General features: G+C 72.2%; 16 protein-coding genes and 1 pseudogene. 10 read left to right on the top strand and 7 right to left on the bottom strand.

Annotated elements, in window-relative coordinates; genetic code table 11:
* Window positions 1-544 precede the first annotated feature (544 nt).
* On the bottom strand, window positions 545-1,021 hold the full coding sequence (locus ORI94_RS24330; RefSeq protein ID WP_266079288.1) for a GNAT family N-acetyltransferase: 477 nt from the start codon (window positions 1,019-1,021) through the stop codon (window positions 545-547).
* Window positions 1,022-1,206: 185 nt separating this feature from the next.
* On the opposite strand from ORI94_RS24330, the gene ORI94_RS24325 reads away from it, so the two are divergent.
* Entirely contained in the window at window positions 1,207-2,010 is an 804-nt protein-coding gene (locus ORI94_RS24325; RefSeq protein ID WP_266079285.1) for an exodeoxyribonuclease III, read from the top strand.
* A gap of 81 nt (window positions 2,011-2,091) precedes the next feature.
* Here ORI94_RS24325 and ORI94_RS24320 read toward each other — a convergent pair whose 3' ends face one another.
* Complete coding sequence (locus ORI94_RS24320; protein WP_266079441.1) at window positions 2,092-2,712, bottom strand: MerR family transcriptional regulator; 621 nt, start codon at window positions 2,710-2,712, stop codon at window positions 2,092-2,094.
* A 231-nt stretch (window positions 2,713-2,943) separates the two neighbouring features.
* Here ORI94_RS24320 and ORI94_RS24315 point away from each other — a divergent pair, with 231 nt between their 5' ends.
* The 4 genes from ORI94_RS24315 (at window position 2,944) to ORI94_RS24300 (ending at window position 6,777) form a co-directional block, all read left to right on the top strand.
* Entirely contained in the window at window positions 2,944-4,482 is a 1,539-nt protein-coding gene (locus tag ORI94_RS24315; protein WP_266079283.1) for a flavin-containing monooxygenase, read from the top strand.
* Window positions 4,479-5,594: an alpha/beta fold hydrolase gene (locus ORI94_RS24310; RefSeq protein WP_416237882.1), complete on the top strand. Its 1,116-nt coding sequence runs from the start codon at window positions 4,479-4,481 to the stop codon at window positions 5,592-5,594. The genes ORI94_RS24315 and ORI94_RS24310 overlap by 4 nt, the downstream gene beginning before the upstream one ends.
* Window positions 5,595-5,605: 11 nt before the next feature.
* Window positions 5,606-6,508 (top strand): SDR family oxidoreductase, encoded by a 903-nt coding sequence (locus tag ORI94_RS24305; protein WP_266079439.1) that lies wholly within the window; start codon window positions 5,606-5,608, stop codon window positions 6,506-6,508.
* 80 nt (window positions 6,509-6,588) lie between these two features.
* Window positions 6,589-6,777 (top strand): hypothetical protein, encoded by a 189-nt coding sequence (locus ORI94_RS24300; protein ID WP_266079281.1) that lies wholly within the window; start codon window positions 6,589-6,591, stop codon window positions 6,775-6,777.
* 69 nt (window positions 6,778-6,846) lie between these two features.
* Here the strand turns inward: ORI94_RS24300 and ORI94_RS24295 are convergent, their stop codons facing one another.
* Window positions 6,847-10,311, bottom strand: a complete 3,465-nt coding sequence (locus ORI94_RS24295; protein WP_266079279.1) for a S41 family peptidase — start codon at window positions 10,309-10,311, stop codon at window positions 6,847-6,849.
* Between the two features lie 259 nt (window positions 10,312-10,570).
* Between ORI94_RS24295 and ORI94_RS24290 the strand changes: the two genes are divergently transcribed.
* From ORI94_RS24290 to ORI94_RS24275, 4 genes and pseudogenes are all read left to right on the top strand, one after another.
* Complete coding sequence (locus ORI94_RS24290; RefSeq protein WP_266079277.1) at window positions 10,571-11,170, top strand: TetR/AcrR family transcriptional regulator; 600 nt, start codon at window positions 10,571-10,573, stop codon at window positions 11,168-11,170.
* A gap of 157 nt (window positions 11,171-11,327) precedes the next feature.
* Window positions 11,328-13,568, top strand: coding sequence for an MMPL family transporter (locus tag ORI94_RS24285; protein ID WP_266079275.1), 2,241 nt, complete (start codon window positions 11,328-11,330; stop codon window positions 13,566-13,568).
* Window positions 13,569-13,788: 220 nt separating this feature from the next.
* Window positions 13,789-13,917, top strand: a pseudogene (locus ORI94_RS24280) (EamA family transporter); the annotation flags it as partial.
* Between the two features lie 143 nt (window positions 13,918-14,060).
* The gene (locus ORI94_RS24275; protein ID WP_266079273.1) at window positions 14,061-14,345 is read left to right on the top strand and encodes a DUF1876 domain-containing protein; all 285 of its coding nucleotides are present in this window, start codon (window positions 14,061-14,063) and stop codon (window positions 14,343-14,345) included.
* 85 nt (window positions 14,346-14,430) lie between these two features.
* Here the strand turns inward: ORI94_RS24275 and ORI94_RS24270 are convergent, their stop codons facing one another.
* Entirely contained in the window at window positions 14,431-15,624 is a 1,194-nt protein-coding gene (locus ORI94_RS24270) for a serine hydrolase domain-containing protein (protein ID WP_266079271.1), read from the bottom strand.
* A gap of 263 nt (window positions 15,625-15,887) precedes the next feature.
* Between ORI94_RS24270 and ORI94_RS24265 the strand changes: the two genes are divergently transcribed.
* A complete protein-coding gene (locus ORI94_RS24265) occupies window positions 15,888-16,256 on the top strand; it encodes an SsgA family sporulation/cell division regulator (protein WP_266079269.1) in 369 nt (122 codons plus the stop codon).
* Window positions 16,257-16,358: 102 nt separating this feature from the next.
* Here ORI94_RS24265 and ORI94_RS24260 read toward each other — a convergent pair whose 3' ends face one another.
* The 3 genes from ORI94_RS24260 to ORI94_RS24250 form a co-directional block, all read right to left on the bottom strand.
* Window positions 16,359-18,029, bottom strand: a complete 1,671-nt coding sequence (locus ORI94_RS24260) for a penicillin-binding transpeptidase domain-containing protein (RefSeq protein WP_266079267.1) — start codon at window positions 18,027-18,029, stop codon at window positions 16,359-16,361.
* A gap of 164 nt (window positions 18,030-18,193) precedes the next feature.
* Window positions 18,194-19,846 (bottom strand): penicillin-binding transpeptidase domain-containing protein, encoded by a 1,653-nt coding sequence (locus ORI94_RS24255; protein ID WP_266079265.1) that lies wholly within the window; start codon window positions 19,844-19,846, stop codon window positions 18,194-18,196.
* 480 nt (window positions 19,847-20,326) lie between these two features.
* Complete coding sequence (locus tag ORI94_RS24250) at window positions 20,327-20,890, bottom strand: dihydrofolate reductase family protein (protein ID WP_266079263.1); 564 nt, start codon at window positions 20,888-20,890, stop codon at window positions 20,327-20,329.
* Window positions 20,891-21,107 lie beyond the last annotated feature (217 nt).

The raw sequence follows: 21,107 nt of genomic DNA, 5'->3' as shown, positions 1-21,107 counted from the left end.
GTTGCGCACCACAAGAGGCCGGCGCCGGCCGTCACCTCATCTCGACGTCGGCCCGTGGCCCGTGGACGCCCTGTACCGGCGAAGGCGATCCAGCACGTGTTCTCCGGGTTGCGTCCAGGACGTACCGGACGAGCCGGAGACGTCGCCCGCGCCGGACGGCCGCACGATCCACATCGTGGACCGGGTGAGCGAAGGGGTGCGTCGGAAAGGCTTGTTCCTCAAGGAGCTGAAGGCCGAGGGCGCGGTGGCGGACGAGCCGGTGGGGTGGGTGCGACGCGGGAGGCGGGTCGGCCGGCCCGTCGCGGCGCAATGGGCCGGCCTCCTGCACCCGCAAGCTCGAGGGAGGCGGTGTCCCGGCTTCGCCGACCGCCGGCGGTGCCCCTTGGCCACCCACCGTTCCTCCGGCAGCGCACACCCGGAGCCGCCGAAGGGTGGTCCCGACCGCACCCTTCGGTTCGTGCACGTCAACGACTCGAAGCGGCGTCGGGGACCCGCCACAGGGTCAGGGAGACGGAGCCCGGTCGGTGACCGGCGGGTCCGGTCCCTACAGCGGCTTCGCGTAGCAGCGGCTCGACTCGTGGAAACGGTAGTAGCCGAACTTCTCGCAGGGCTCGTAGCCGCTGGAGGTGTACAGGGCGATGGCCTCCGGCTGCTTCGTGCCGGTCTCCAGGACCATGCGCAGGCGGCCGGCCGCGCGGGCGTCCTCCTCCAGGGCGGCCAGGATGCGGCGGGCCAGGCCCCGGCCGCGCATCTGCTCGCTCACGTACATCCGCTTCAGCTCGGCGTCCCCGTCGCGGTTGCCCTCGCCGTTGGCGTTCTGGACGCGCCAGCCGCCGGAGGCGACGGGGGTGTCGTTCTCGTCGTAGGCGATCAGGTAGACACCGTTCGGCGGCCGGAAGTGCGCCGGGTCCATGGGGGTGGCGTCGCCGCCGTCGCCGTAACGGACGTGGTACTCGGCCTGGACCTCGTCGTTCAGCTTGACGGCGTCGGGGTGGTCGTAGGGGACGGGGCGGATGGTCATGGTGGGCACGGTAGGGCAGTCCAAGGTGGGGTGGGGATTGTTTTTCGGGCTGTTCGAAGTGGTCAGGGGCCCGTTCGGGCTGATTGCGGGGACACTCCAGTGTGCCGGTATCGTGCCCTGATGTTCACTGTGACCTCCGTCAACGTGTCCGGGGAGGGGCCGACAGTGAGAGCTGGGAGTGTGTTTTGTTCACTGTGACCTCCGTCAACGTCAACGGACTGCGTGCCGCCGCGAAGAAGGGCTTCGTGGAGTGGCTGGCCGGGACCTCCGCCGACGCGGTGTGCCTGCAGGAGGTGCGCGCGGAGCCGCAGCAACTGCCCGGGCACGTCCGGGAGCCCGAGGGGTGGCATGTGGTGCACGCGCCCGCCGCCGCGAAGGGGCGCGCCGGGGTTTCGCTGTATACGCGGCGTGCGCCCGATCGCGTCCAGGTCGGGTTCGGGTCGGCCGAGTTCGACGGCAGCGGGCGGTACGTGGAGGCGGACCTCCCCGGGGTCACCGTCGCGTCCCTGTACCTGCCCTCCGGCGAGGTCGGTACCGAGCGGCAGGACGAGAAGATCCGCTTCATGGGGGAGTTCCTCGCCTACCTGAAGGGCCTGCGGGAGCGGGCCGCCGCCGACGGCCGTGAGGTCGTGGTGTGCGGGGACTGGAACATCGCGCACCAGCAGGCCGACCTGAAGAACTGGCGCGGCAACACCAAGAACTCCGGGTTCCTGCCGGAGGAGCGGGAGTGGCTGGGGCGGGTCCTCGACCCGGCCGACGGCGGGTACGTGGACGTCGTACGGGCGCTGCATCCGGAGACCGAGGGGCCCTACTCGTGGTGGTCGTACCGGGGGCGGGCTTTTGACAACGACGCAGGTTGGCGCATTGACCTCATCGTCGGTTCGCCCGGTCTCGCAGAGCGCGCGGTGAAGGCGTACGTGGAGCGGGCGACCAGCCATGCCGAGCGGTGGAGCGACCACGCCCCCGTAACGGCTGTGTTCGACGTGTAGGGAGTCGAGCGGGCGGGCACCCATGCCGAGCGGTGGTCGGACCACGCTCCGGTGACCGTGGTCCACGACCGCTGACAGCCGTCAGTCCCGTGTGCGCAGCCGGCGGTCCATCGCCAGGGAGAGCTCGGCGTCGACCACGCTGCGGGCCAGGGGGCGCAGGCGCCGCACGGCCTCCTCGGGGGCGTGGCGCAGGATCAGCCCGGCGAAGAGGTCGGCCACGGCCTCGGTGTGGGCGCGGACCTCGCGGCCCGCGCGCAGCACCTCCGCGAGCGGGATGCCCTCGCGGACCAGGGCGGACGAGACGTCCAGCAGGCGGCGGCTGATGTGGACGATCTCCTCGCCGTCCGTGCCGAGGTAGCCGAGGTCCATCGCGGCGGCCAGGTTCTCCGGGGTGACGTCGCCCGCGAAGTAGTCGGCGAGCTCCTCGGGGGTGAGGCGGACCGGCGTTTCCTCGGTGGGGGTGTCCACGCCGAGGAGTTCACCGACGTCGCGGCCGTGGTCGAAGGCCTCGGCGAGTTCCGCTATGCCGTTCAGGGTGTGGCCGCGTTCCAGCAGCGCCGTGATCGTGCGCAGCCGGGCCAGGTGCTGGTCGTCGTACCAGGCTATGCGGCCCTCGCGGCGGGGCGGCGGTATCAGCTTGCGTTCGCGGTAGAAGCGCAGCGTGCGCACTGTGATGCCGGCCAGGCGGGCCAGTTCCTCCATGCGGTACTCGCGCCGCTCGCCCCTGGGTTCCGCTTCCTCTGCCACGCCAGCAGCCTAGGCCCTGCCATCGGACTCGAGGGAGCGCGACGGGCACGGCCCCCGAGTGCGTACCGGCGGTAACTTTTTCCCGCGCACCCCCTACCCATCAGTAGCCGACTGCCCTACTCTCCCCATTGCGCCAGTGGTCACTGGCAAGGTTCTCTGCGGTGCGCAAGGGCGGGAGGCTTCGGGATGACCGAGCACGAACACGAGCACGAGCACGAGCACGTACGGGTCGCGGTGATCGGGTCCGGGTTCGGCGGGCTGGGGGCCGCCGTGCGACTGCGCCGCGAAGGGGTCACCGACTTCGTCGTCCTGGAGCGGGCCGGTTCCGTCGGCGGAACCTGGCGGGACAACAGCTATCCGGGGTGCGCGTGCGACGTGCCCTCGCACCTGTACTCGTTCTCCTTCGCGCCCAACCCCGACTGGCCGCGCTCCTTCTCCGGGCAGGAGCACATCCGCGCCTACCTCGAGCACGTCACCGACGTCTTCGGGCTGCGCCCGCACATCCGCTTCGACTCGGAGGTGAAGCGGATGGTGTGGGACCCCGAGCGGCTCCGCTGGGACATCGAGACCAGCAGCGGCAACCTCAGCGCGGACGTGGTCGTGTCCGCCACCGGACCGCTGTCGGAGCCCAAGGTCCCCGCCGTCCCGGGGCTCGAGACCTTCCCCGGCAAGGTCTTCCACTCCGCCCGCTGGGACCACGACTACGACCTGCGCGGCAAGCGGGTCGCCATGGTCGGCACGGGCGCGTCGGCGATCCAGATCGTGCCGGCCGTCCAGCCGTTGGTCTCCCGCCTCACCCTCTTCCAGCGCACCCCGCCCTGGGTCCTGCCCCGCGTCGACCGGGCCATCGGCGGCGCCGAGCGGGCCCTGCACCGGGCACTGCCCTTCACCACCCAGCTGCGCCGCGGACTGCTGTGGGGGGTGAGGGAGCTGCAGGTCCAGGCATTCACCAAGCACCCGGGCGAGCTGGGCTTCGTGGAGCAACTGGCCAAGCGCACCATGGCCCGCGCCGTCAAGGACCCCGCCCTGCGCGCCCGGCTCACCCCCGACTACCGCATCGGCTGCAAGCGCATCCTGCTGTCCAGCACGTACTATCCGGCGATCGCGCAGCCCAACGTCGACGTCGTCGACGGAGGGCTGAGCGAGGTCCGCGGGTCGACCGTCGTCGCGGCCGACGGGACCGAGGCCGAGGTCGACGCGATCGTGTTCGGGACCGGGTTCCACGTCACCGACATGCCCATCGCCGAGCGGGTCGTCGGTGCGCAGGGCAAGACCCTCGCCGAGACCTGGACGGGCGGCATGGAGGCGCTGCGCGGTGCCGCGGCCGCCGGGTTCCCCAACTTCATGACGCTCATCGGGCCCAACACCGGCCTCGGGAACTCCTCCATGATCCTCATGATCGAGTCCCAGCTGAACTACCTGGCCGACTACCTCCGCCAACTCGACGTCCTCGGCGGCCGGGTCGCCCTCGACGCCCGCCCCGGTGCCGTCCGCGGCTGGAACCACCGGGTGCAGGAGCGGATGAAGCGCACGGTGTGGAACACCGGTGGCTGCACCAGCTGGTACCTGGACGCGAACGGCCGCAACACCACCGTCTGGCCGGGGACGACCGCCGAGTTCCGGCGGGCCACCCGGCGCGTGGACCTCGCCGAGTACACCGTCCTGCGGGCGGCGCCCGGGAAGAGGAGCACCGCACCCCACGAGAGCGCCGAGGTGGCCGCGTGAGCCGGCCGGCGCATGTCTCCGCAGGGCCCTACGCCCCGCCCGTCCCCGCTCGCGAACTCACCGCCGTGTCCGCCGACGGCACCCGGCTGCACGTCGAGACGCACGGGCCCGACGGGGCACCCGCGGTCGTCCTCGCCCACGGCTGGACCTGCTCGACCGCCTTCTGGGCGGCCCAGATCCGCGAACTCGCCACCGACCACCGGGTGATCGCCTACGACCAGCGCGGCCACGGACGCACCCCTGCGAGCCGTGACTGCACCACCGACACGCTCGCCGACGACCTGGAAGCCGTCCTGACCGCCACGCTCGCACCCGGCGAACAGGCCGTGATCGCCGGACACTCCATGGGCGGCATGACGGTCATGGCCGCGTCCGCCCGGCCCGCCTTCGTCGAGCACGCGGGGGCCGTCCTGCTGTGCAGCACCGGAAGTTCACGGCTGATCGCCGAGTCGACGGTGCTGCCGATCCGGCCGGGACGGGTACGGACCTGGCTGACCCGGCGCGTCCTCGGCTCCCGGGCCCCGCTCGGACCCGTCACGCCGGCCGCCCGCCGCATCCTCAAGTACGCGACGATGGGACCCGGTTCGACGCCGCACATGGTCGAGGCGTGCGCCCGCATCGTGCACGCCTGCCCGCGCACGGTCCGCCACTCCTGGTCGCACGTGCTCGGCCTGCTCGACCTCGGCCACGCCGTGAGGGAGGTGCGGGTGCCCACGGCCGTCGTCGTCGGCACCGCGGACCGGCTGACCCCGCCGGTGCACGCGCGGGCGATCGCCGCCGGGCTGCCGCACTGCCTCGGGCTCACCGAACTGCCCGGCGTCGGCCACATGACCCCCGTCGAGGCGCCCGGCCTGGTCACCGCGCGGATCCGTGAACTCGCCGCCACCCACCTGCCTGCCGCGCCTGCCGTGTCTGCCGTGCCGTCAGTGTCTGCCGTGCCTGTCGTGCCGACCGCACCTGTCGAGTCCGCCGCACCTGCCGTACCGGTTGTACCCGCCGTGTCTGCCGAGTCCGCCGCACCTCCGGTACCCGCCACACCCGTTGTACCCGTTGTACCCGCCGTACCCGCCGCACCGGTTGCACCCGCCATACCTGCCGAGGAGAGCGCATGAGTGGACAGCGCATGACCAGGGGCCGTCTCGAAGGTCAGGTCGCCGTCGTCACCGGAGCGGCGCGCGGGGTGGGGGAGTTGCTCGCCCGCAAGCTGTCCGCGCGCGGGGTGAAGGTGGCGCTGGTCGGGCTGGAGCCGGACGGGCTCAAGCAGGTCTCGGAGAGGCTGCACGCCGAGAGCGGCCACTGGCACGCCGACGTCACCGACCACGAGGCGATGGCCCGGGTCGCGGCGGAGGTGAAGGAGCGCTTCGGGCGGGTCGACGTGGTCGTCGCCAACGCCGGTGTGGCGAACGGCGGTCCGTTCGCCGACTCCGACCCGGAGGCCTGGCGGCGGGTCATCGAGGTCAACCTGATCGGGTCGGCCGTCACCGCCCGCGCGTTCCTGCCGCTGCTGACCGAGAGCCGTGGCTACCTGCTCCAGATCGCCTCGCTCGCCGCGATCACCCCGGCCCCGATGATGACCGCGTACTGCGCGTCCAAGTCCGGTGTGGAGGCGTACGCGCACAGTCTGCGGGCCGAGGTCGGACACCTGGGTGTGCGGGTCGGCGTCGGCTATCTGTCGTGGACCGACACGGACATGGTGCGCGGGGCCGACCAGGACACGGTGATGCGGGAGCTGCGGCAGCGGCTGCCGTGGCCGGCGAACAAGACGTACCCGCTGGGCCCCGCGGTGGACCGGCTCGTCGCCGGGATCGAACGGCGCTCCAGCCACGTGTACGGGCAGTGGTGGCTGCGAGGGATGCAGGGCGTACGCGGTTACCTGCCCGGCATGATCGGGACCGTCGGGCAGCGGGAGGTGCGGCGGTTCGCGGACCGGCTCACCGGCATGCGGACGGGGCTGGTCGGGGCCGGCGGCACCGCCGACGAACAGCACCGGACCGGGCTCGGAACGGCATCGGAACACGCTGCGTAACTGATCGACATGCGGGGGGTGATGGGCCGTGTGAATCTGGTCGGGCAACAGCCCCCACACCCCAACGGGAGTGAACCCACATGGGTATGAAGGACCAGTTCCAGGAGAAGTCCGAGCGGATGAAGGACCAGGCCAAGCAGAAGATGGGCGAGGCCAGGGAACAGCACCAGAACCGCGGCCGCGGTCGCGAGGAGGACTCGGACAACCCCCAGCAGCGTCGGATGCAGCAGGAGGCCGAGGAGCGTCGCGGACAGCGCCGCCAGTCCTGACGGCGTGAGCTGAGCTGAACTGGAAAGGGGCGTTCCCTGCCGGGGGCGCCCCTTTCCCGGCGCGTCCGATCAGCCCTCGGACGCCCTCGGCGGCAGCTTCGGGCGGGAGCGGTCGGGGACGTCGCCGTAGGCGGGGGGCGCGGCGGGAGGCGTGGACTCCAGCAGTTCCAGGGCCAGTCGGACCGCGTCGTCCAGTACGGCGTACCGGCCCTCCGCCCAGTCCAGCGGGGTGCGCAGAGCCTCCAGGTCGGGGGCGACGCCCTTGTTCTCCACCGACCAGCCGTACGCGTCGAACCAGGCCGCGTTCATCGGCACCGTGATCACCGTGCCGTCCCCCAGCAGGTGCCGGCCGGTCATGCCGACGACGCCGCCCCAGGTGCGCTGCCCGACCACCGGCCCCAGTCCCAGCAGCTTGAACGCGGCCGTGATCATGTCGCCGTCGGAGCTGGTCGCCTCGTCCGCCAGGGCGACCACCGGCCCGCGCGGGGCGTTGGCCGCGTACGACACGGGCTGGGCGTCGCGGGTGAGGTCCCAGCCGAGGATGGTGCGGGTCAGGGTCTCCACGACGAGTTCGCTGATGTGGCCCCCGGCGTTGCCGCGCACGTCCACGATCAGCGCCGGGCGGGAGACCTCCATGCGCAGATCGCGGTTGAACTGGGCCCAGCCCGAGCCGCCCATGTCGGGGATGTGCAGGTAGCCACACCGGCCGCCACTCAACTCCCGTACCACGGCACGCCGTTTGGCCACCCAGTCCTGGTAGCGCAGCGGACGCTCGTCGGTCAGCGGGACCACGGCGACCCTGCGGGGCGGGCCCGCGCCCTCGGCCGGGGTGAACGTCAGCTCCACCGTCGTACCGCCCGCTCCCGCGAGCAGCGGGTAGGGCCCGGTGACCAGGTCCACCGGGCGGCCGTCGACATGGGTGAGGACGGCGCCCTCGCGGATGCCGGTGCCGGCCAGCGGGGAGCGGGCCCGGGAGTCGGAGGAGTCGCCGGGAAGGATCCGCCTGACCGTCCAACCGTCCTCGCGGGGAACGAGGTTGGCGCCCAGGAAGCCCTGGCGGCGCTGGTAGTGCGGTGGGCCCTCGTTGCGTCGGGCGGGGGTGACGTAGGCGTGGGACGTGCCCAGTTCGCCGAGGAGTTCGCGCAGCAGGTCCGCGAACTCGTCGGGAGAGGAGACCCGTTCGACCAGCGGACGGTACTGGGCGAGCATCGCGTCCCAGTCGACGCCGCACATGCCGGGGTCCCAGAAGTAGGAACGGATCAGCCGCCCCGCCTCCTCGTACGCCTGCCGCCACTCGGCCCCCGGGTCGGCCTGGTGCAGGATGCGGCGGACGTCGATCCACACGGTGGAGTCGCTGTCGCCCGGCTCCGTCGCGGGCACCGCGCGCGGCTCGCCCTCGTCCGCGACGACCAGCCGGGTGCCGTCGCCGCTGACCGCGAAGAAGTCGAGGTGCTCCACGAGTTCGGATCTCTTCGCCCGGCTGATGCTGAAGTGCTCCAGTGTCGGCCGGCCACTGGTGTCGTCCGGGTTGGCGAAGGTCTCGCCGAGCGCGCCCGAGATCGGCCAGCGCAGCCAGACCAGCCCGCCGCCCGCGACCGGCTGCAGCGCGGAGTACTTGGAGGCGGCGACCGGGAAGGGGGTGACCCGGCTCTCCAGGCCCTCGGTCTCGACGGCCACCGCCCCGCTGTCGCCGATGTCCTCGGTGTCGTCGGCCTCCACCGGGTCGAGGCCTCCGGCGGCCGGCCGGCCCTCGGGGTTGAGGGCGAAGGGGGAGAGGGTCGCCGACGACAACGGCACCAGGTACGGGCGGCAACCCAGCGGGAAGGACAGGTCGCCGGTGTGCACGTCGTACACCGGGTCGAAGCCGCGCCAGGACAGGAAGGCGAGGTAGCGGCCGTCCCGGGTGAAGACCGGATTCTCGTCCTCGAAACGGCCGTTGGTGACGTCGATGACCAACCGGTCCTTCATCCGGGCCAGTTTGATCTGCCGCAGCGACCGCCCGATGCCGGGGTGCGACCAGGCGAGCCACCCGCCGTCGGGCGAGAACGCGAGATCGCGCACGGGACCGTTGACGGACCGGATCAGCTCGGTGACCCGGGGTGCGGGTGTGGGGGCGGGTGAGGGGCCGGCGCCGGAGCCGTCGTCGGAGCCCGCACGGCCACCCTGGGCCTCCTGGACCTCCTGGGCCTCCTGGGTCTCCCAGGCCTCTTGAGTCTCTCCGGTCTCTCGGGTCTCCTCGCTCTCCCCGCCGGTGTCGACGAGCAGCAGGCGTCCGTCGTGGGAGGCGACGGCCAGCCGCCCGCCGTCCGGGTCGGCGACCATCTCCAGCACCCGGCCCAGCTCGCCCGAGGCCAGCCGTCGGGCGGGGCGGTGACCGCTCGCCCGGGGCAGGGAGGCGATCTCGACGGCGTCCTCGCCGTCGGCGTCCGTCACGTAGGCCACCCGGCCGCCCGCGCCGAGCATCTCCGGCAGCCGCACCCGTACGCCCGGGGTGTCCGTGAGGGTGCGGGCGGGGCCGTCGCGGTGGGTGAGCCAGTACAGGCTGCCGCGCACGACGACGGCGCTGGCCCGGCCCGTCTCGTCCACGGAGATGCCGTCCAGGTGGTGGGCGGCGGGCACCTGGTAGCGGCGCCGCCCCGCGCGCGGCCCGCTCAGCGTGATGTCGAGCCGACGCGGCACCGAGCCCGGGGACAGGTCGTCGACGATCCACAGGTCACCGGCGCACTGGTAGACGACCCGGGTGCCGTCACTGGACGCGTGGCGGGCGTAGAACGCGTCGTGATCGGTGTGACGGCGCAGGTCGGAGCCGTCGTACGCCACGGAGTACAGGTTGCCGACGCCCTCGTGGTCGGAGAGGAAGGCGATCCGCCCGCCGACGAACACCGGGGAGTGCAGATGCCCGTCGACGCCTTCGCCGCCCCCGCCGGGCCCCCCGCCGGTCCCCTCGCCGCCCCCGCCGGTCCCCTCGCTCCCGCCGAGCAGGCGCCGTCCGTGCAGCCACAGTCTGCCCGTCGCCCCGCCCCGGTACCGCTTCCAGGAGGCCGGTTCGTGCGGTGGGGTGCCGGTGAGCAGCAGGGTCTGCCGTTCTCCGCCGACGTCGGCGACCTGGAGGTCGGTCACCGGGCCCCACGGCAGTTTGCGGCCCGGACTGCCGTCGGGAGAGAGCTTGTAGGCCCAGGTGAAGTACGAGAACGGTTCGCCGTGCGAGGCGACGGTGAGGATCTCGGCGCCCGCGTTCCCGTTCGGGGGAGCCCAGCCGCAGACCCGGGTGTCGGAGCTGCCCCAGTAGGTGAGCCGGCGTCCGGGACCGCCGTCCACCGGCACCAGGTGGACCTCGGGGGCGAGGCTGCGCCAGCTCGTGTACGCGATGTGGCGGCCGTCGGGGGAGAAGCGGGGATGGCCGAGCTTGGTGCGGTCCACGGTGAGCCGCCAGGCCCGGCCGCCCGGCGGGTCGAGCGGGGCGAGCCAGAGATCGTCCTCGGCCACGAAGCACAGCAGGTCACCGTTGAGGTGTGGCAGGCGCAGATAGCTCACCATCCCATGCTTTTCCGGGGGAAGGGCCGCAGCAACTCCTGCGGAGGAGCGGTGGCTCTCCCGGACGTGACCCAGCACACGTACGAAACCGTTTCGTTCTCTTAAGATCCTGGGTACATTCGTCATGTAGGAATCCGCGCACACCTCGCGTACGAGTCCGCGTACGCGAGGGCGGACGTACGGCACCATGTGTACGGACGTGTGTCGTGTGACGCGGCGGTCCCCCTGACGGGAACGAGGAAGTGGGAAGGTGAGCGGGATGACCGAGGTCGCGAGCGTGCGGCGCAGCCGGATCACCCCCGAGCGCGAGGCCGAGTTGTACGCGGCCGTGCTCGACCTGCTCCGCGAGGTCGGGTACGACGCCCTCACCATGGACGCCGTGGCCGCCCGCACCCGGTCCAGCAAGGCCACGCTCTACCGCCAGTGGGGCGGCAAGGCCGAGCTGGTGGTCAGGGCCATGCGGCACCAGAAGCCCGGCGGCATCGGCGACGTCGACACCGGTTCCCTGCGGGGCGACCTGCACGGCATCATCGGCCGCGAGGACGACTGCGTCATGGAGCAGAACGCCGCCCTGATGCGGGCGCTCGCCATGGCGGTGCACACGAACGACGACCTGCGGCGGGCCTTCAAGGACCTGCTCGTGGAACCCGAGGTCGACGAGTTCCAGGCGATCGTCCGGCGTGCGGTCGAGCGCGGCGAGGTCCGCCCGGACAATCCGGCACTGGCCTACATCGTGCACATGCTCATCGGCGCGTTCGCCACGCGGACGCTGATCGACGACCTGCCGCCCACGCGGGAGTTCCTCACCTCGTACATCGACGCCGTGGTGCTCCCCGCCCTCGGCGTCTCCCCCCGCTGACCGGACCCGCCGGCCGGCGAACACCACCAGTACCACCCCTGCCTCCTGACGGACGCCACCTCCCCCTTGCCTTGAAGGCATGGGCGGTACCCCCACCGTCGTCGGGCCGATCTCCCCTGTCCCGAACAATCCGCGACCTGACCGGGAGTACTCCCTCGTGGCCACTTTGCTGTACCGACTCGGCCGCTTCGCCTTCAGGCGACGGCACTTCGTAGCCCTGTTCTGGGTGGCGCTGCTGGCGCTCGCGGGCGCCGGCGCGGCCGGCGCACCCGTCGCCGGCAACAGCTCCTTCTCCATCCCCGGCACCGAGGCCCAGAAGGCCTTCGACGTGCTGGAGGAGCGTTTCCCCGGGAGCAGTGCCGACGGAGCGACCGCACGTGTCGTCTTCAAGGCGCCCGCAGGCGAGAAGATGACCGACGCCGGCCACAGGGCGACCGTCCAGGACACCGTCGGGGAACTCTCCGACGGCTCCGAGGTCGCCCGTGTCACCGACCCGTACGCGGGCGGAGGCGTCAGCAAGGACGGCACCGTCGCCTACGCCTCGGTGACCTACCAGGTCTCCGGCATGGAACTGGAGGACTCCTCGCGCGACTTCCTCCGGGACGCCGCGGAGAGCGCCCGGGACACCGGCCTGACCGTGGAGATCGGCGGTGACGCGCTCCAGGCCGTCCCGGCGACCGGCGCCGCCGAGATCATCGGCATCGGTGTCGCCGCGGTCGTCCTGGTCATCACCTTCGGCTCGCTGGTCGCGGCCGGTCTGCCGCTGCTCACCGCGCTCATCGGGGTCGGCATCGGCGTCGCGAGCATCACCGCGCTGGCCTCGACGCTCGAACTCGGCTCGACCACCTCCATCCTGGCCATGATGATCGGCCTCGCCGTCGGCATCGACTACGCGCTGTTCATCGTCTCCCGCTACCGCGCCGAACTGGCCGAGGGCCGGGAACGCGAGGACGCGGCGGGCCGCGCCGTCGGCACCGCGGGCTCCGCGGTCGTCTTCGCCGGCCTCACGGTCGTCATCGCCCTCGTCGGCCTGTCGGTGGTCAACATCCCGATGCTCACCAAGATGGGCATCGCCGCCGCCGGCACGGTCGCCATCGCGGTCCTGATCGCCCTCACCATGGTTCCGGCGCTGCTCGGCTACGCGGGCCGCAGGGTCCGCGCGGCCGGCGAGAAGGGCAGGCCGGGCGGGCGCAAGGCCGGGAACGCGGACGAGGAGAAGCCGCAGCAGCAGGCGCAGCGCCCGAACCTGGGCACCCGCTGGGCGAGCTTCGTCGTCCGGCGTCCCGTGGCCGTCCTCCTGCTCGGCGTCGTCGGCCTCGGCGCGGCGGCCGTACCCGCGTCCTCCCTCGAACTCGGCCTGCCCGACGACGGCTCGCAGCCGACGTCCACCACCCAGCGCCGCGCCTACGACCTGCTCTCCGAAGGCTTCGGCCCCGGATTCAACGGCCCGCTCGTCGTCGTGGTCGACGCCAAGGGCAGCGACGACCCGGACGCCGTCTTCCGGCAGACCGGCGACGCCGTCAAGGCGCTCGACGGCGCCGTCTCGGTGAGCCCCGCGACACCCAACAAGGCCGGCGACACGGCGACGATCACCGTCGTCCCGGACTCCAAGCCCTCGTCCGTCGCCACCGAGGACCTGGTCCACGACATCCGGGACGCCGGAGCGGACGTCAGGGCCGACACCGACGCGGACGTCCTGGTCACCGGTGCCACGGCGATGAACATCGACGTGTCGCAGAAGCTCAACGACGCGCTGCTCCCGTACCTGACCCTGGTGGTCGGCCTGGCCTTCCTGCTGCTGATCGTGGTCTTCCGGTCGGTCCTGGTCCCGCTCAAGGCGGCCCTCGGCTTCCTCCTCTCGGTGATGGCCGCGCTGGGCGCCGTGGTCGCGGTCTTCCAGTGGGGCTGGCTGTCCGGCCTGATGGGCGTGGAGGAGACCGGCCCGGTCATGTCGATGATGCCGATCTTCATGGTCGGCGTGGTCTTCGGACTGGCCATGGACTACGAGGTGTTCCTCGTGACCCGGATGCGGGAGGCCTACGTCCACGGCGAGAAGCCGAGCCAGGCCGTGGTGACCGGCTTCCGGCACGGCGCCCGTGTGGTGAGCGCGGCCGCGGTGATCATGATGGCGGTCTTCGCCGGGTTCATCGGCTCCAGCGAGGCGATGGTCAAGATGATCGGCTTCGGCCTCGCCGTCGCCGTCTTCTTCGACGCGTTCGTCGTCCGCATGGCGATCGTGCCGGCGGTACTGGCCCTGCTGGGCAAGAAGGCCTGGTGGCTCCCGAAGTGGCTGGACCGCGTCCTGCCCAACGTGGACGTCGAGGGCGAGGGCCTGCGCACCGACGCGGAGAGGAAGGGCGGCAGCCCGGACGACGACTGGGACCTGGCCCGCGTCTGACAGCCGCAGCGCGCCGCAGGACCGGCCGGTGAGGGCCCCCGTGGGGACGGGGGCCCTCACCGGCCTCCGTACCGGCCTCCGTCTTCGCCCGGACGGCCTTGTGCAGGTACGCCTCGTACCTCGCCGTCGCTCACACGCCGTGGACCCTGTTCCCCGCACACGTCGCGAAGCGACTCGGGCCGCCCGTGCCGTCCTGGAGGGCCGGACCTGGAAAACCCGGCCGGTCGCCGCCCCGCGGGAGCGCTCCGTCCTCGTCGGCGCCGCGATCGGGGCCCTGTTCCCCAAGGGGCGCTGCGGCGCCCCGCGCGTCGCCGTGTCCGGGCCGCCGGCCGTCGGGGCCGGGCTGATGCCGTGCCGGGGAGGGCAGGCGGGCTGCTTGGGCGCCCGTTCGGGGGGAGGGGCCGGCGGGCCCCGAACACGTCGTCCGGCGGGCAGGTGCGGCGGGCCGGTGCGGGGCGCACCCTGGAACTAGGTATTCCGGAGGTGACCGTCATGACGAACACCATGCGTACCACCGTGGGGTGGCATGTCGAGATGGAGTTCATGGAGGACGACCAGCACACGCGGGCGGTGGCCATGGTGCGCTTGCCCGACGGGACCGAGCTACGGGGCCACGGGCACGCGAGCCGGCACCGGGTCGACGAGAACCAGCCCAGGGTCGGGGAGGAGGTGGCCGGCGCCAGGGCACTCAACGAGCTCACGATGCAGATGCTGACCAAGGCGCACGACGAGATCGACGCGATGTCGGGGCGGACCTCGCACCCGATCCACGTCTGAGCGGTCCCGTCTGAGCGGTCCCGCACGAGCGGCCGCGTACAGGCGGCGGCGTACAGGCGGCGGCTTACGAGCGGCCGTGTACGGGTCAGGTGAGGACGACGGAGCGTACCGCCCTTACCAGGGACTGGGCGCGGGGGTCCGAGGTCACCGTGGTGCGGAAGCCGTTGGTGACGTAGCCGAAGGCGATGCCCGTGTCCGGGTCGGCGAAGCCGAGGGAGCCGCCGCGGCCGGGGTGGCCGAAGGAACCCGGGGCCAGCAAGGGCGACGCACTCCCGTGCAGCATGTAGCCCAGGCCGAAGCGGGTGCCGACGATCAGGACACGGTCCGGGCCCGCCGACTCCTCGGCGCGGGCGCGTTCGACGGTGGCCGCCCCGAAGAGGCGTACGCCGTCGACCTGCCCGATGAGCGCGGCGTAGAAGCGGGCCAGCCCGTCCGCCGTCGCGACGCCGTTGGCGGCGGGATGGGGGACCGCGCGGAACTCCGGGTCGTTGTGGTCCGGGAACGGATCGATCGCGGCGAAGGCCCGGCGGGTGACGGAGGCGGGGTCCTTGTAGGCCTCGGTGACCGAGCGTTTGGGGCGGGCGCGCAGCGCGCCGGACGGCTCGGGTCCCTGGACCGGGCCGACCCTCCCCACCCGGCCGGTCTCCGCGTCCGGCAGGCCCAGCCAGAAGTCCAGCCCCAGGGGGGCGGCGATCCGCTCCGCGATCCACTCGCCGGTGCCCCGGCCGCCCGTCACGCGTCGTACCAGCCCGTCGAGCAGCCAGCCGTAGGTGAGGGCGTGGTAGCCGTGGTCCGTGCCCGGCTCCCACACGGGTGCCTGGGCGGCGACGGCCTCGGCACCCCGCAGCGGGTCGAGCGCCTCCCGCGGGGTGAGCGGGCGGTCGAGGAGCGGGAGACCGGCCCGGTGGTTCAGTACGTGCCGGACGAGGACCTGCTCCTTGCCCCGGGCCTTGAACTCGGGCCAGTAGTGGCCGACCGGCGCGTCCAGGTCCAGTTCGCCGTACTGGTGCAGCAGCAGGGGTACGGCGGCGGCGACGCCCTTGGTCGCCGAGCGGACGAGCTGGGCCGTGCCCTGCTCCCACGGCTCGGAACCGGAGCCCTCACCGCCGGCCCCACCGTCGACGTTCTTCGCGCCGGCCCACAGATCGACGACCCGCCGCCCGTCCCGGTACACGGTGACGGCCGCACCCCGTTCCCCGAGGCGCTCGAAGTTCCCTGCGAACGCCTTCCTGACCGGCTCGAAGCCCTCGGTCACCGTGCCGTGCACCTCGACGCCCACGCCTGTCGGTCCTTTCCGTACCGTTCCCTGCACTTCTGTCCGCCGCCGGGCGTGCTCGCCCGCGACGCGAGGTGCAACAGCGGCCGTCCACCCGGGATTCCTCACCCCCGGGGAGGACGGCCGGCCGGGCGTGACCGGGTGCCCGTGGCCGCGCTCCGGTGGCCGCCCGTGTACGGAGAGTCGGATTCCGGAATCTGTGGCACATTGGACGCAGGGGCGGGTATACGGCTTTCGTGCAGGTAGCGCACCGTGAGGGGCCACCCATGAACGTAGTCGAACAGTACGCACGCGCCCAGATCGTCACGGACGCGGACGCCCCGCAGGCAGCGGGCCGAACGGTGCCGGTGAGGTTGAGCTACGATCCCGGGCGCGATCCCCGGACCGTGCGGGTGAGTCTTCCCGGTCCCGCCGGCCGTGAGTGGAGTCTGCCCCGTGAGCTGCTCGAACAAGGGCTGCGCGCCCCTGCGGGCAGTGGTGACGTGCAGGTGTGGCCGTGCGGCCGGGTGCAGGCGGTCGTGGAGTTCCACTCCGCGCAGGGAGTGTCGGTGGTGCAGTTCGAGACGAAGGCCCTGACGCGTTTCCTGCGCCGTGCGCACGTGGCAGCGGCAGCCACCGAACCGGTGCCGCACTGACGGACGGACGCACGGACGGACGCACGGACTGGCGGACGGGCACACGGGCACACTGGCGGACGGACGGACCTGCGGACGGTCCGGGGGCCGTGCCCGGACCGGTCAGTCGCCGAGCTTCAGCAGGCTCGCCACGATCGGGCCCGCCGTCGAGCCGCCGTGGCCGGCCGCCTGGACGACTCCCGCCGCGGCGAGGTCCCCGCGGTACGCGGTGAACCAGCCGTTGGGCTTCTTCTGCCCGTCGACCTCGGCCGAGCCGGTCTTCGCGCCCTTGTCGCCGCCGACCCCGGCCATCGCCTTCGCCGCGGTGCCGCTGGTCGCCGTGTAGGACATCAGCTGCCGCAGCTGCGTCACCGTCCCGGCCGACATGGTGCGCGAGGCGGTGGCCAGCTTCCGGCCGTCCACCTCCGGCGACACCAGGTACGGCTGGCGGAACTCGCCCGCCTTGACGGTCGCCGACACCGACGCCATGTTCAGCGGGTTCATCCGGACCCCGCCCTGGCCGATCAGGGAGGCCGCCATGGGGGCGTCCTTCTGCACCGGCACCGAGCCGTCGAAGGACGCGACACCGATCTGCCAGTCGTTGCGGGAGAGCCCGAAGACCTCCTGCGCCTGCTCGGTCAGGTCGTCGTCCTCCAGTTCGGACGCCTGGCTGATGAAGGCGGTGTTGCAGGAGGCGCCGAAGCTGTCGCGGAACGTGCCGCCCTTGATCTCGAACTTGTCGAGGTTCTGGAACTTCCAGCCGCCGTAGCTGGAGTACTTCGGGCACGGGTGCTTCTTGTCGATGGACGCGAGGCCCTTCTCGATGAGCAGCGAGGCGGTGAGCACCTTCATCGTCGAACCCGGGGCCAGCGAACCCTGGAACGCGGTGTTGAAACCGCGCGAGGAGTTCGCGGCGGCGAGTATCTCGCCGCTCGACGGCCGCATCAGCACCACCGACGACTTGGCCTTCTTGGCCACCTGTTCCTCGGCCGCCGCCTGGAAGGCCGGGTCCAGCGTGGTCTGCACCGTCCCGGGGGTGCCCTCGCTCACCTCCAGCACGGTCTTGTCGGAGGCCTCCGCCTTCTTGGACTTCTCGCCGCGGACGACCCGCAGCTCGATGCCGGCCTCGCCGCCCGCCGTCTTCCCGTACTTCTCGCGCAGCCCGTCGAGGACCGGGCCCAGGGACGGGTAGTCCTTGGTGGTCAGCTCACCGCCGTCCCGGTCCAGCGCCCTGATCGGCGGGGTGTCCGTCTTCCCGGTGACCAGCTTGTCGCCGTCCTCGAGGTCGGGGTGCACGACCGAGGGCTGCCACGCGACCCGCGGTTCACCGTCCCCGCCCCGGCGTACGACGGTCAGCCTGCTGTCGTACGCCAGCGGCTCGGTGATCTCCTCGTACGCCACCGTGCCCTTGACGGAGAACGGGACCTCGGTGCCGGTGCGGGCGCCGGCGGTGAGGGTGACGTCCTCGACGCGGGCGTCCTTGGCGTAGCCGGTGAGCAGGGCGGTGGCCGCCTCCGGGTCGTCGGTGGCGTCGGCGGCCTCGCCGACCTTGCCCTGCTGCCAGGCGGTGAGGAAGCGGTCGGCCGCGGCGGTGACCTCGGCGGCGGACAGCGGGCCGCTCTTGGCCCTGGCCTGCTGGGTGGCGGCCGCCCGGGGGTCGCCCTCGGACCCGGACCCGCCCCCGAACAGCGCGTAGGCACCGAATCCGGCGCCCCCGACGACGGCGGCGATCACCCCGCCGAGTACGGCGGGGCTGGTCTTCCGTCGCTCGGCGACGCGCCTTCTGTTGCCCACTGCTGTCCGATCCTCCGCAAAGTCCGCATCCGCCGGGCTGACCGGCCGACAGGTCGACGGGCCGTAGGCGGATGGTCGTACCGTCATACCGGCCCGCTGTTCATGCGGCGCTCACCTGCCCGTGACGGCCACCAGCCTAGAGTCCCGCCTTCCGCGCGTCGCGGTCAGCCGCCCGCTCGTAGCACAGCTGCGACAATCGGACCGGCCGCGTCGCCGCCGTGACCGCCCTGCTGGGTCATGGCCGCCGCCGCGACGTCGCCCCGGAAGCCGGTGAACCAGCTGTCGGAGGTGGCGTTGCCGTCGACCTCCGCGGAGCCGGTCTTCGCGCCGATGTCGCCGCCGAGCCCGGACATCGCCTGCGCGGCGGTGCCCTGTGTGGCCGTCAGACGCATCATCTGCTTCACCTGGCTCGCGGTGTCGGCCGGCAGGCCCTTCGCCTGCGCCAGCTGCCGGCCGTCGAGCTCCGGGGAGACGAGGTAGGGCTGGCGGAAGGTGCCGGTGATGGCGGTGGCCGTCACCGACGCCATGTTCAGCGGGTTCATCTGCACCTGGCCCTGGCCGATGGCGTTCGCCGCGCGGTCCGGACCGCCGACCGCGGGGACGCTGCCGTCGAAGGAGACGATGCCGGTCGCCCAGTCGTCCCGGCCGAGCCCGAACCGCTCCTGCGCCTCCTGGGTGAGCGAGGCGTCGGTCAGCGGGGTCTCGTCGATGAGCTTGATGAAGGCCGTGTTGCAGGAGCGCAGGAAGCTGTCGGCGAGGGTGGCGCCCTCGTTCGGCTCCATGCCGGTGAGGTTCTTGAAGGTCTGGCTCTGCCAGGTCGCGGTGGGCGGGCAGGGCGCCGGACCGTTCATCGAGGCCACGCCGTTGTCGATGAGCATGGCCGCGGTGATGATCTTCATGGTGGATCCGGGGGCGACCCGGCCCTGGAACGCCGCGTCGAACCCGTCCTGGCGGTGGTTGGCCACGGCCAGCACCTCGCCGGTGCTCGGCTGCACGGCGACCACCGACGACTCGGCGAACTCCCTCACCGCCTTCTCGGCGGCGGCCTGCACGCCCGCGCTGAGCGTCGTCCGCAGCTTGCCGGGCTTGCCCTTCGCGAGGGTCACCAGCGTGGAGTCGGCGGCACCCGCCCCACCGCCGGCGCCCTCGGCGTGCCGGATCGTCAGCTCGATGCCGGGGGTGCCGCCCGCCTTGTCGCCGTACTTCTCGCGCAGCGTGTCCAGGACCGGCCCGAGGGAGGGGTGGTCGTCCTCCGTCAGCACCGTGCCGTCCCGGTCCACGGCCTCGATCGGCGGCTGCGCGGACTCCCCGGTGACCAGGGTGTCGCCGTCCTCGAGCTCCGGGTGGACGACGGAGGGCTCCCAGTCGACCAGCGCCCGCCCGGTGGTCTGCCCGCGCACCACGGTCAACTCGCTCTTGTAGGCGAGAGGTTCGGACTTCCCGTCGTACGAGACGGTCGCCTCCACGCGGAACGGCACGGTGGTGCCGGAGACCGTGCCGGGCGTGATCTCGACATCGGTGATGCGGGCGTCCTCGCGGTAGGCCGCCAGCAGCGGGGCGGCGTCCTCGGCGTTGTTCGTGTACGACGCCGCCCGCGTCGCCCGCCCCTTCTCCCAGGCCGCGAGGAACGTCGCGCTCGCCTTCTCGACCTCCTCCTCGTCCGGCGGCCCGGTCTTCTTCGTCACGGCCGCGTCCGAACCGCCGCCGCCCCCGTCGCCGTTCACCGCCGACACGATGTTGTAGACCCCGTACCCGGCCCCACCCACCATCACCGCGAACACACCGCCGATGACGGTCGCCTTGACCCCCTTGCCCATCGGGCGCTTCCCCTCCCCCGCCGGACCTCCCACGTCTTATGAACGTGTTCAGAAAGTTCGGCGAGTGAGCACTCTACGCACAAGGAGTGACGCCGGGGACGGTAGTTGACCTTTGTTGTCCGAAAGGAGATCGGTTCGGACCGGCATCTGTTCGCGGTCGGTCCACCTCCGAACGGATGAAGGGGCGTTCCTCCTCCGGGCACCCCCGTCTCCGTGCACCCCCGTCTCCGTGCACCCTCGTCTCTCCGTTCTCCGTTCTCCGTCTCTCCGTACGTCCCGCTCCGTAGCCCCTTCGGACGCCGCGAAGGCCGGCGCGCACGGACCGGCCCCCGGTGCACCCTGCACCACGTCACCCTCGCCCGAGCCGAATCGGCTGCATCACCCGCGCCGCCCTTGTCCTCGGCGGACACTGGAAGTGATCTTTACTGGGAAGACGTCACCGGCCGGGCCGTTCTTCCCAGGGCTCGGCGGCCGAGCCGGCTAACGCGCCACGCGGTGGCGGAGGTAGACGACCTTCGAGCCGAAGGTGCGGGTCTCGACGAGTTCGAGATCCACCCGGCGCCCCCGTTGGGGAAAGAACGGAACGCCACCGCCGACCAGCACCGGGTGGACCATGGCCCGGTACTCGTCGATCAGACCCGACGCGGCCGCCTCGGCGGCGAGAGTCGCGCCGCCGATCGCGATGTCGCCCTCCCCCGGCTCGGCCCGCAACCGCCCGATCTCCTCCGCCAGGCCGCCGGAGGCCAGGCGGGCATGGCCCTGCACCGCCGACAAGGTGGTGGAGAACACCACCTTCGGGAGCGGCTTCCAGAGCGCGGTCCACTCGCGCATGGAGTCGTCGAGCGTTGGATCCTGGTCGGCGTTCTCCCAGTACAGCATCGTCTCGTACAGCCGTCGTCCCAACAGGTGGACGCCGACCTCTCGAATCTCGTCGATCCAGAAGCGAAAGACCTCCTCGTCGGGGCCCGTCCAGTCGAAGCCGCCGTCCGGCCCGACGATGTAGCCGTCGAGTGAGACGTTCATCGAACAGGTCACGCTGCGCATCCGGAGTCCTCCTCGGTAACGGGTTCCACCGTAGGACCGCCGGACGCCGCAGGACTCATCGCGGCTCGCGGAACCCCCTGGGCCGAGTCACCTCACGAGATCCTTTCGTTGAGAAAACCCCGGTGACCCCATGGACGGCTGCCTCACCGGGACCGGCCTGACCGTCAGACCCATCCGGGCAGCCCGGCGACATCACGCGTTCACCCTCGGCAACGGC

It is taken from the genome of Streptomyces sp. NEAU-W12 (assembly GCF_026242095.1).
In the GTDB taxonomy this organism is placed as follows: Bacteria; Actinomycetota; Actinomycetes; order Streptomycetales; family Streptomycetaceae; genus Streptomyces.
This window is presented reverse-complemented; position numbering and strand designations above follow the sequence as displayed.